This window comes from Qingrenia yutianensis, from assembly GCF_014385105.1.
Taxonomy (GTDB): Bacteria; Bacillota; Clostridia; order UMGS1810; family UMGS1810; genus Qingrenia; species Qingrenia yutianensis.
In genome coordinates this window covers 13,235-24,623 of the sequence record NZ_JACRTE010000010.1, presented here as the reverse complement: position 1 = coordinate 24,623, position 11,389 = coordinate 13,235, and the positions used below count along the sequence as shown (strand labels likewise).

General features: G+C 42.8%; 8 protein-coding genes and 1 pseudogene. 6 read left to right on the top strand and 3 right to left on the bottom strand.

Features of this window, described 5'->3' with window-relative positions:
• Nucleotides 1-2 precede the first annotated feature (2 nt).
• The gene (locus H8706_RS08525; RefSeq protein ID WP_262432275.1) at nt 3-1,490 is read left to right on the top strand and encodes a glycosyl hydrolase family 28 protein; all 1,488 of its coding nucleotides are present in this window, start codon (nt 3-5) and stop codon (nt 1,488-1,490) included.
• Between the two features lie 214 nt (nt 1,491-1,704).
• Here H8706_RS08525 and H8706_RS08520 read toward each other — a convergent pair.
• The 3 genes and pseudogenes from H8706_RS08520 to H8706_RS08510 all read right to left on the bottom strand — a co-directional run bounded on the left by H8706_RS08520 (nt 1,705) and on the right by H8706_RS08510 (nt 3,998).
• A pseudogene (locus H8706_RS08520) lies at nt 1,705-2,434 on the bottom strand (transposase).
• Nucleotides 2,435-2,541: 107 nt separating this feature from the next.
• Nucleotides 2,542-3,411: a DUF2075 domain-containing protein gene (locus H8706_RS08515; protein ID WP_262432274.1), complete on the bottom strand. Its 870-nt coding sequence runs from the start codon at nt 3,409-3,411 to the stop codon at nt 2,542-2,544.
• 71 nt (nt 3,412-3,482) lie between these two features.
• Entirely contained in the window at nt 3,483-3,998 is a 516-nt protein-coding gene (locus tag H8706_RS08510) for a Fic family protein (RefSeq protein WP_262432273.1), read from the bottom strand.
• Nucleotides 3,999-4,496: 498 nt separating this feature from the next.
• Here H8706_RS08510 and H8706_RS08505 point away from each other — a divergent pair, with 498 nt between their 5' ends.
• Genes H8706_RS08505 through H8706_RS08485 form a run of 5 tightly spaced genes read left to right on the top strand, consistent with a single transcriptional unit; the run spans nt 4,497 to nt 11,355 of the window.
• Nucleotides 4,497-6,410 carry a Gfo/Idh/MocA family oxidoreductase gene (locus tag H8706_RS08505; protein WP_262432272.1) on the top strand — a complete coding sequence of 638 codons (1,914 nt, stop codon included), beginning with the start codon at nt 4,497-4,499 and terminating at the stop codon, nt 6,408-6,410.
• Nucleotides 6,411-6,419: 9 nt separating this feature from the next.
• Nucleotides 6,420-7,313 (top strand): glycyl-radical enzyme activating protein, encoded by an 894-nt coding sequence (locus H8706_RS08500; RefSeq protein WP_262432271.1) that lies wholly within the window; start codon nt 6,420-6,422, stop codon nt 7,311-7,313.
• Between the two features lie 10 nt (nt 7,314-7,323).
• Complete coding sequence (locus H8706_RS08495; protein ID WP_262432270.1) at nt 7,324-9,516, top strand: pyruvate formate lyase family protein; 2,193 nt, start codon at nt 7,324-7,326, stop codon at nt 9,514-9,516.
• Between the two features lie 18 nt (nt 9,517-9,534).
• Nucleotides 9,535-10,308, top strand: coding sequence for a hypothetical protein (locus H8706_RS08490; RefSeq protein WP_262432269.1), 774 nt, complete (start codon nt 9,535-9,537; stop codon nt 10,306-10,308).
• A 3-nt stretch (nt 10,309-10,311) separates the two neighbouring features.
• Nucleotides 10,312-11,355, top strand: coding sequence for a type I phosphomannose isomerase catalytic subunit (locus tag H8706_RS08485; protein ID WP_262432268.1), 1,044 nt, complete (start codon nt 10,312-10,314; stop codon nt 11,353-11,355).
• Nucleotides 11,356-11,389: the final 34 nt, after the last annotated feature.

Below are 11,389 nucleotides of genomic sequence, written 5' to 3'. Positions count from 1 at the left end.
TTATGATAAATATAAAAAAAGCGCCGAACGGCGCGGTATTGTCGGACAAATGGGAGGTTTTTGCGAACGGTGAAAAGCTTGGCGTTTTCGTTGCGCTTTGTCCTGACGGCAAGCCGTATTCCATTCCGCCCAAACGCGTCACAGATGAATTTGACGGTTGCAATTACGGCGGTACAACCACGGTTAAAACGTATTTTGTACAGTTCGAGGCAGACGAAAATGTTAAAATCGAAATTTTGTGCGGTGATAACATTTCCGCGTTCAAAATTAAGCCCGAAAGTTACAAAAAATCCTTGCGAAAAACCGAAAATGGTATTGAATTTGACATCTCGCCCGACGAATATCTGACTGTTGAAAAGAACGGCGATATTTTCGGCACATTGCAGATTTTCTGCAATAAGCCTATTGAAAAAGACAAAAATTTTGAAAATATTATCGCGTTTGACGAGGGTTACCACACCGCGGAAAACTGCGGATTTATACATCTTAACGAACACGGCGCGCCGGTGATTGACAATATTTCGGACAACACACTTATATACATTCCGAACGGCGCGGTTGTGTGCGCGTCGATTGTATTGACGGGAGCGAAAAACGTTAAAATTTGCGGAAACGGAATAATAAGTCTTGTTGAAAGGTGCGACGGCGCAGAGAATAACTTTGACGGCGAATTTTTCTACGGCGGACGCCGTAAATGCGCACTTTCGAACATTTTTGTAAAAAGCGGTTGTGAGAACATCGAAATTTCAGGTGTGACATTAAACTGCGAATTCCGCGGAATTGTTTTGCGTAATACGAAAAATGTCAAAATCGACCGCGTGAAAATATTCACCAGCTGTGTAAATTCCGACGCAATAAACACCGTAAATATCGCGGACGTCAGCATAAAAAACAGCTATATCCGATGCGGTGATGACTGCTTTGCGGTGTTCACCTCGCAGGACGATATTGATTTTCTTGCCGACGCGGATTACAAAAATCCGTCAAAAAGGAGTGAAAATATCGAGATTTCCGATTGTATAATGTCCACAAACTGCCGTGCGTTTATGATCGGCGGTCACGGTACGGGCGACGAAAATCCGCATAATATGATTAAAAATATCACCGCGCACAATATTGAAATTATCGAGGTTGCGAACAATCTTTTTGTTGACGATAAGGAACATTCGCGCTATTGGTCGGGAATTTTCAGAATTTTGTCGCAGTCGGGGCAGTATATTGAAAATATCAGTTTTGAAAATATCAATGTAAACTGGACGAAAGGCTATAACGGCAAAGCGTTCCACATTGAAATACGAAGTGACGAAACCGCGTCGTATACCGAGAAAAAAGGGTACAGAATTGAGAATGTGAAGTTTAATAATATCGCGTTTTTAAACTGTCCCGAAAATGTGCAGAAATCGCTTATATCAAGTGCGATAGATGATGACGAGAATGCGGAAATAGTTAATATTTCGTTTGAAAATGTGACGTATGATAACATAAGATAACAGATTTTCCGACAGATGAGGGCAATCCCTCATTTTGTGTAAACCTCAAAATCAGCTCCAAAATGATAATATAATCTAAGTAGTTTTTTGTGGGCTGAGAGCCGGATTTCGGCTTTCAGCCCTTAGTTATAATATAGCGTAAAATTGCCGGCATGTCAAGGGTGCTCTTTTGCGAGAGCGTTTATTTCACTCTTGATTTGGCGGCTTTTTTATGCTACTGCGGTAATCTGTCGGCAAAGAATATTTCAAGCTGTGAGTGAATTTGTCCCCAATCCTTGCGCTTTCCCGTCCACTTTTTCGTAATGTATATCATTGCAAGATAAAGCATTTTTAAAAGACTGTCATCGGTCGGAAATACGCTTTTATTTTTTGTAACCTTCCGAAGCTGACGGTTAAATCCCTCTATTGTATTCGTTGTATAAATCAATGTTCTGACCGCCTCCGGATACTTGAAATACGTCGATAAATTTGCCCAATTTGCCCGCCGCATAGATTTCTTCAAGCGGTCTTGACTGCCATTCACGAACAACAGGCAGTATTTTATCTGTTATTCGGCTTATGGTTGTGTCTGAACATTCTAAACCGTAAATATCCTTGATGTGAGCCTCTATATCGCTTGTGGTCATGCCCTTTGCATACATAGAGATGATTTTTTCTTCAATATCTCCGGTCAGTGAAGTTTGATTTTTCTTAACAAGCTGTGGTTCAAATTCGCCATCTCTATCTCTCGGCACCTTGATTTCTGTTTCGCCGAAACTTGTTTTAAGTGTCTTTTTGGAATAGCCGTTACGGCTGTTTTCGCCCTCTTTATTTCGATAATCGTACTTAGTATAGCCTAATTCGTCATCAAGCTCTCCGTCAAGACCGTTTCCAAGCATTTCTCCGACCATCATTTTGAATACCTCTTTCAGGTCATCAAAATTTTTTACGTCCAGTCCTTTCATGATGTTGCGCAAATTATTCTTGCGTTCTTTTTCCGCTGCCCGTTCCTCGGGACTTAATTTGTACCTTGGCATAAGTAAAACCTCCAAAATGATATTTTTATTATATATCATCTTGGAGGCTTCGTAAAGACTTTACACAAAATTCGGGGTTGACTTTCAAAAATTGCAATATGTTCAATTTCGCCGTATCCTGCCTTTTCCTGCTCCACAGCTTTCGCCGTATCAATCTCTAAAACGCCATTTTCAACAGGATTCTTTATTTTTGCTAACATGTTATCGCGGTATCTATGGATAATCTGTATAAATTTTCCTACCTCGCGGCGAGAATCTGATAGATTTTTTCTTTCATTTCTGTCTCTGCATTTTTTATAATTATCTTGTGCGAGCGCTTCATTTAACACTGCTACCAAGGGCCCGTTTCCGGAAAGATAAACTGCGCCTTCATCTTCCACCGGCTCATCGTTACCCTGATACGTTTGACGAACCGCGACATCTAACCCCACCAGTGTTTTCCCTGCACCGGGAACCCCCGTTACAAAACAAATGCTTTTCTCTCCATTTGCCTTACTTTTTTGAATCACATCTATAATATATTGAATTGTTGTATCAGTGGAGACTTTATCAGCCTCAATTATTGTTGGTGTAGGTGCATAAGGGCTAATAACCCAGTTACTATTTACAGGTGACTCATTTGGAAATCTGTATATTACTTTTGTTATTAAATCAAGTATGCCGTTTTTTCCGGTAACGAGAGGATTAACAACCCTGTCGTCGTAAACTGACATGCGAATATCCGTAGAATTGCTTGGAAAATTTGTAGCAACCAAAATCGGTACAATTTTCTGATTTCCACGACTCTCTTGTAGTAAGGCGTCACCGTGATAGTTATTGCACAGTGTTCCAAAAACAGAATCAATATCTTTATATAAAAATGATGAAAAATCACTATTAAATAGGCAACGTGGGCTTACATTCACAATAAAAACTCATTTATTTCAATATTTCCAAATACTGTTTTATCCGTTCGATCACATACTTTGCCACAAGTTCAATCATAGGTTCGGCTATAAAACTCATCAAATGCTGCGTAATATGCTTTTATGTCGGCAAATTTCACATTGATTGCCGGATAGCCGTTTTGGATAAGGTCAAGGTTCAAAAGCAATCTTCCCGTTTTGCCGTTACCGTCGATAAAGGGGTGAATGCCCTCGAATTCAAGATGAAACCGTGCAATTCTTTCTATAGGGTGCATTTTCTTTTTGCGTTTTTCGTTTTCGGCAAGTAGCTCTGTCATTTTCGGCTCAATCATATATGGCTGAACAGGCTCGGTATATGCACCCATAATGGTTACGGGATTTTTGCGGAACACGCCTTTATCCTCCGGTCTGTTCATCAGCACAAGTGAGTGAATGTTTTTAATCACTGTCTCGCTGATTTTTGTGTCCTTTGCAATATCCTCGATATACAAAAATGCGTCTCTGTGACCAACTGCTTCGAGGTGGTCTTTCAGTGGTTTCTGGTCGTAAGTTTGTGTTAGTGTTTCTTTGTGAATTTGATTTGACAAGGCGGCTCATCACAAGCAAAAAATATCCTGTTACATCTTATCTCCGCGCTGCCCGCATAGTGAGGTAGTGGAGCATATTTCGATTGGATATGGAATAATTCCGGCCCGGAGACGGGATTTGCCGGGAAAAAGCGGATAAGTCGGATTTTGAATCTCACTTATATTACATACTAAGTTCATCAAAATTCAAATATACAATTCTATTTGATTTCTTCTCGACAAAACCGATTATTATGAATTAAAATTAAATTTCCAAAAATTCATAAAAGGATGTATTCACCATTTTTGCAAGATTATACGCTCTTTCGTCTGTTATTTTGCCATTTGAAACGGCGGCAGATTTTATTTGCTGCGATTATTGGCAAATGTTCTATAATTTTATTGCTGCATTTTCTCATATTTACATTAAAAAAGTACTATTTTTGCATAAATATATGATATTATTGTTTGTTTTTATGTGATAAAATTACATTATCAAACCAATAACAGGAGGCTTTAATGATGTATTTATCACTGTTTACCGACGAGTTTTATCAGGACGTATATGAAGTATTGCCGAAAGTTGCAGCATGGGGAATGAAATATGTTGACTTCCGCGCTATGATTAACGGCAAACCTATTGAAAAACAGAGCGTTGAGGAGTTAAAAAAGCTTAAATCGACGCTGGACAGTCTCGGACTCAAAACGGGAGTTATTCAGTCGTCCTTATGCAAAGTGCATCTTCCCGATGCTGACGGTGTTAAGGCTGAAATGGAAAAGCTTGACGGAATAATCAGAGCGTCCGAAATTCTTGACTGCAATCTTGTGCGCTCGTTCTTTTTCTGGCAGCACAATCAAAACGACCCCGCGTGCGGTGAGCTTGCTATGCGTCCCGACGCGCTTGCAAAGGTTTTGGAAATGTTTGACCCGTTCGCGAAAAAGGCGAAAGAGGCAGGTCTTATTTTAGGATTTGAAAACTGCGGTGCAACACCCGACGAGGTAATATGCGTGCTTAACGCTTTGAACAATCCCGACTGGGGTATGGCGTGGGACGTATCGAATATGTTCGAGCTTTTGCCCGAGGCAAAGGGCGACTGCGTTGGTTACTTCACAAAAGCATTGAAATATGCAAATATGATTCACGTTAAATCGCGCGGTGTCAGCGACATTCCCGAAATCGACTGCAAAAAGGTTCCGTGGGACAGGGTTCTTGCCGGTGCGGCGGTTACAGGCAAAAATATGCCCGTTTCGATAGAAACACACGTTCCCTCGTCTACCGGTCTTTCGGGCGAGGAGGTTACAAAACGATGCTACGATTATCTTAAAAAGGTGTGGCCGTCTGCCGCTCCTGCGGATATGGCAACCGCTCTTTCTCCGAAAATAAGCTTTGAGCGCCCGTATGCGGACAATCCCGTGAAATTTGTGGTTGTCGGCTTGGGAATGGGAAAAGAAAGGTGCAAGCAGATTTCCGAAACTAATGGCTTAAAGCTTGTCGGTGTATGCGATATCAACGAGCAGAAGGCAAAAGAAGTGGGCGAGCAGTTTAGCGTTCCTTACAGCGCGGATATAAACGTATTTTTGGAAAATCCTGAGGTTGAGGTTATGTATATCGTAACACCCACAGGCACGCACTGCGAGATTGCAAAACAGTGTCTTAATGCCGGAAAACACGTTTTGACAACAAAGCCTATGGACGCAACATATCAGGCGTGCGACGAGGCAATAAAGCTTGCAAAAGAAAAAAATCTTATGCTCGGAGTAGACTTTGACCTGCATTTTCGCGGACCTCTTACCGAATTGAAACTGGCGGTTGACAACGGATATTTCGGCAAAATTCTGTCGGCAAATATGGTGCTCAACGTGCACAGAACACAGGAATATTACAACGAAAACGGCGGCTGGAGAGGAACTTGGGCTTTGGACGGCGGCGGTGCTTTGAGCAATCAGGGCATTCACGAAATAAACCGTCTTATAACGGTTCTCGGCGTTCCCGACAAGGTTCGCGCTGTTATAAAAACTCAGACGTTCGACATTGAGGCTGAAGATATGGGAATGTCGGAGTGGATTTACAACAACGGCTGTGTTGCACGCGTTTCGTCAACAACGTCGCTTATTGCGCCGACCTGGTATACAAAATTTGAAATTATCGGCGAAAAAGGCGCGTACATTCAGTGTATGGGCGGACCCGAGGGCGGTCATACATATTGGTGGACGGACGGAAAATGGACGGAAAACGCACCTTATCCGTACAAAAGAGAGTGGCGTCAGGGAAGCGACAATTTTGCATATTGTCTGCGCACGGGCGATAAACTTAAGGTTACGGCGGAGGACGGCAGAATTTCGCGTTATGTTCTCGACAAAATGTATGAAAGCGCGAAAAACGGCGAAGGCTGGGTTGAAATAGAAAACGGCGGAAAATGCCCTGAAATGTAAGGTGGATTTATGGAAGGATATATTACCGATATACAAAGATTTTCGTTAAACGACGGTGACGGAATAAGAACGACGGTGTTTTTTAAAGGCTGTAATATGCACTGCACCTGGTGTCATAACCCGGAAACCATTGAGTTTAAAAACAACGTTCTTTTGTATCAGAATAACTGCATAGGGTGCGGACGGTGTTTCAAAGTTTGCGCCCAAGGTGCGCACATTACAGAAAACGGCGTTCACAAAATTGATTATTCAAAATGCGTGTCCTGCGGTGAGTGCGTCGATAAATGCTATGCCGAGGCGCTGAAATTTTCAGCAAAAAAGATGACGTCCGACGAGGTTTTGGCGCAAATTGTGCAGGATATTCCGTATTACGAGCAGTCGGACGGCGGTGTTACGCTCTCTGGCGGTGAGGTGTTTTGCCAGACGGAATTTGCTGATGAAATTATATCAAAATGCCGTTTGAGAAAAATAAAAACCGCCGTCGAAACAAACCTTTGTCACGATTTTGACAAAATTGAAAAAACACTTGCAAAGCTTGATTTAATTATGTTTGACATAAAGCTTTTTGACGGCGAAACGCACAAAAAATATACCGACGCGGACAATAAAATAATTTTTGAAAACGCGAAAAAGGCGGATAAGCTCGGTATTCCGATTATCGTGAGAACGCCGTTAATCCCGGACGTTACGGACGGCGCGGAAAACCTTAAAAACATTGCAGAGTTTGTAAAAACGCTTAAAAATGCGAGATATTACGAGCTTTTGAATTTCAATCCGCTCGGCGGTTCAAAATATAAGGCAATGGATAAAAACAACGATTTTGCGTCCGCAAAGCCGTTTTCGCAAAACAGGCTTGACGAAATTAAAAACGCGCTTTCTGGATATAACGTAAAAATAGGGTAGGTGATTTTTTATGATACAGTTTATAAATCAGTTTTCCGATGATGAAAAATTTACATATGACAAAAGAATAGCGCTTTTACGCGAAAGAAAAATAAGGCAAACGGAGGAAAAGGCGAAAAACGGCGGCGCGGACGAGGACGATTACGGACTAATCGAACAGGACGAATATAAGTTTAAGCTTAAACCCAATCACCCGAACGGCTCGATATACGGATATAAAGCGTGGACGGAAAACTACTGCCGTCTGCTTTCGGAACACCCGATATACTGCGACCCGTTGGACGCTTTTGTCGGAAAGGGATTTTTGTTTCTGGAGCGTCAAAGACCGCCCCAATATAAGTGGAATCCCGACTACCCGTATGATGATTTAAAGAAAATATTTGAAAAATATTCCATCATTTCGGGTATTGACAACTGCCACCATTTCACGCCCGATGTGCAGATTGGCTTAAACCTCGGCTGGGGCGGAATTTTGGCAAAATTAAAGGAACAAAGAGCGCTTCACGACAGTTCACACTATGAGTTTTACGACAGTGAAATTGCGGTTGTTGAGTCGGTAATTGCGTTTATAAACCGCGCGGCAAAAATAATAGAAGAGTTGGCGGAAAAGGAGAACAACATATGCCTTAAAGAAAATTTAAAGAATATGGCAAAGGTGAATTACAAGGTTGCGTCCTCTGCGCCCGAAACATTCCGCGAGGCGGTTCAGTGGCTATGCTGGTTCAGTATGCTTTCGCGCACGTATAACCGCGGAAGTGCCGGAGGTCAGCTTGAGTCTATGCTTGATCCGTTTTACGAAAAAGACGTTAAAAACGGCATTTTAACTGATGATGAGGCAGTGTTTTATCTTGCGTGTATGTTTTTGCAGGACAGCAGATATTTTCAGCTCGGCGGTCCCGACGAGGACGGAAACGATATGACAACGCACCTTTCTTATCTTGCGCTTGCGGCGGCGGACAAGATAAATATTGCGTGCAACCTAACGGTGCGTCTGCACGACAAAACCAACGAGGATTTTTTCAGAAAATCGGTTGAATACCTCTTTAAAAACAAGCAGGGCTGGCCGAGATATTCTTCGGACAACGCGCTTGTAAACGGATTTATGAAGTGCGGATATACAAAAAAACTTGCGCGCAGACGCGTTGCGGCAGGGTGTCACTGGATGTGCATACCTGGTATGGAATATACTATGAACGACACCGTTAAGATAAACCTTGCAAAGGTGTTTGAGGTGTCATATGAGCAGATGATGACGTCAAACGGCGAAAAAAGCACAGACGAGCTTTTCAAAATATTCAAAGAACATCTTAAAATTGCCGTGGACGCAACGGGAAACGGCATAATGCACCATTTGAAATATCAGACAAAGTCACAGCCCGAACTTATTTTGAATTTGTTCCAGCACGGACTTATCGAAAAAGGTGTAAACATCACCGACGGCGGTGCGTGTTTTTACAATATGTGCGTTGACGGAAGCGGAATTGCGGTTGCGGCAGACAGTTTTTCGGCGCTGGAGCAGAGAGTTGAGCGCGAAAAACGCATAAGCTATGATGAACTTTATACGCATATCAAAAACAATTATGAAGATGAAGACGGCGAATATATACGTCAGCTAATGTATCACAGTGAGCGCTACTGCGGAGGAAACACTCTCGGCGATACGTGGGCGGTAAAAATAAGCAGGCTTTATACCGAGCTTGTCCGCGATTTGTGCCGTCAGCACGTGGGAATAAACTTTATACCCGGCTTTTTCTCGTGGTCGAACACCATTCTTTTGGGAAAAGCGGTAGGCGCAACGCCGAACGGCAGAAAGGCAAAGGAACCGATAAATCACGGCGCAAACCCCAACGGCGGTTTCCGCGGCGACGGTGCGGTGTCGGCTATGTGCAACGGCATTGCCTCAATTCAGCCGGGATACGGCAACACGGCGCCCGTTCAGCTTGAACTCGATCCGCAGACTGCAAACGATAAAGAGGGCGTTGACAAAATGTGCAGTATGATAAAGAGCATTCTGTCAACGGGAAATACGCTTTTGAATATAAACATCATAGACAAAAATAAAATTCTCGAGGCGCACAAGAATCCGTTTAAATACCCCGATTTGGTGGTCAGAGTAACTGGATTTACGGCATATTTTGCAATGCTTTCGGAGGAATTCCGTCAGCTTGTTGTAGACAGAGTTACCGCCGTAAACGGAGATTAAAATTTTGGAGGAATAAAAATGAATACTGAAGTTATAATGGAAACGGTTGATTTGAAAATTAAAAAAGACGGCAAAATTGAGCTTTGCAAAGGAGAAATTGCAGGCACGCGTCCTTTTTACCATACGGTTTTAAAGGGCGGAAAAACAGAATTTAAGGCAAACGAAGGATATTATCATATTTTAATTCTTATGTGCGGTGAGGCGGTTTTTGAAAACAACGGCAAAAATTACACTTTCAGCGAGCGCACCGTGTTTATACCGTCGCCCGACGAAAGCGTTTCGGTTTCGGCAAATACCGATACAGCAATTCTTGAAATACAGTGGGATATTGCTGACGGCGACACTTCGCTTATTAAGGAGTACGGCACGAAATTCCCCATTGTGCAGAAATACACCGAGTCAATTCAGTATGTAGACCCCAACAAGAGCGAAAAAACCATCAGCCGAATGATGGTTCCGCAAAGAATAATTCCGCGTTTTTCAATGGGTTCTGTTGAGTCGTACGGTCACGATATTGTAAAACCGCATGCGCACCCTATGCTTGACCAATTCTTTTTCAGTTTTCCCGAAAACGATATGGACGTTATCATAAACGGCGAGCATATTCATATGGCAGGCAATATTATACTTCACATTCCGCTCGGCGCAGACCATGGAGTTGAGGTGTTTGAGGGCAAGCATATGCACTATATGTGGATTGATTTTCTGCCCGACAATGAACTTGGCTTAAAACGTCTGGACGAGCGCCACAAGGTTACGGGAACAATGCGTTCGTTTGATACGGAGAAATAAAAAATGGGAATAATAAAGCTTACAAATGAAAGAGCGTGGCGAACCTACATCGGCGGTGCGCTGATAGACGAGCTTCACGGCAAAAAAGGCATGGACGGGCATTTTCCCGAAGAATGGATAATGTCGGTTACAGAATGCAGAAACGCCGGCAGAGAGAATATAAAAAACGAGGGTATGACGCGCATATGCAAAACCGATGAGTTTTTTGCGGATTTTATAAAGCAAAATCCGCAAACGCTCGGCAGTGCGCACTTTGAAAAATACGGCGCAAATACAGGTGTGCTGATAAAGCTTATCGACTCTGCCGAAAGACTTTCAATTCAGGTACACCCAAACAGGGAAAAGGCGAGAAAATATTTCAATTCCGATTACGGAAAAACCGAAAGCTGGCACATTCTCGGCGGGAGAAAAGAGGATAATCCCTGCATCTACCTCGGATTTAAAGAGGGCGTGACGAAAAAAATGTGGCAGGAGGTTTTCGACCGCCAGGATATAGAAAAAATGCTTGACTGCCTTAACAAAATAAATGTAAAAAGCGGTGAAACATATCTTATCAAAGGCGGAGTGCCTCACGCAATCGGCGCAGGGTGCTTTTTGCTTGAAGTTCAGGAGCCGACGGATTACACCATAAGAACCGAGCGCATAACGGTATCTGGATTTAAAATTGCCGACGAAATGTGCCATCAGGGCATAGGCTTTGAAAAAATGATGGACTGTTTTGATTATGACGGTTTTGGATTGGAAAAAACAATAGAAAAATACAGGCTTGTTCCGAAAAAGAACGGCAATGTCACAAGTCTTATAAGCTATGACGACACACCGTATTTTGCGCTCGTTATGCTTGAAACTGACGGCGAATTTGTTATGCAAAAGTCGGACATTTTCTGCGGTTTGTATGTGCTTGACGGAGAGGGAAAAGCAGAGTCGGACGGCGAATGCGCAAACATCTGCGTCGGCGAGCAGTATTTTCTGCCGTCGGGAACAGAGGTTAAATTTATGGCTGAAAAAAAGCTTAAAATTGCAAGGTTTTTCGGTCCGAAAGCATAAAACAAAATTATTGTACGGGACGGTCGGCCGTCCC

Bases quoted from the DNA above. Each gene is read 5' to 3' on its own strand.
- H8706_RS08505 (WP_262432272.1), top strand. From the start codon at position 4,497: ATGATGTATTTATCACTGTTTACCGACGAGTTTTATCAGGACGTATAT.
- H8706_RS08500 (WP_262432271.1), top strand. From the start codon at position 6,420: ATGGAAGGATATATTACCGATATACAAAGATTTTCGTTAAACGACGGT.
- H8706_RS08525 (WP_262432275.1), top strand. From the start codon at position 3: ATGATAAATATAAAAAAAGCGCCGAACGGCGCGGTATTGTCGGACAAA.
- H8706_RS08490 (WP_262432269.1), top strand. From the start codon at position 9,535: ATGAATACTGAAGTTATAATGGAAACGGTTGATTTGAAAATTAAAAAA.
- H8706_RS08495 (WP_262432270.1), top strand. From the start codon at position 7,324: ATGATACAGTTTATAAATCAGTTTTCCGATGATGAAAAATTTACATAT.
- H8706_RS08485 (WP_262432268.1), top strand. From the start codon at position 10,312: ATGGGAATAATAAAGCTTACAAATGAAAGAGCGTGGCGAACCTACATC.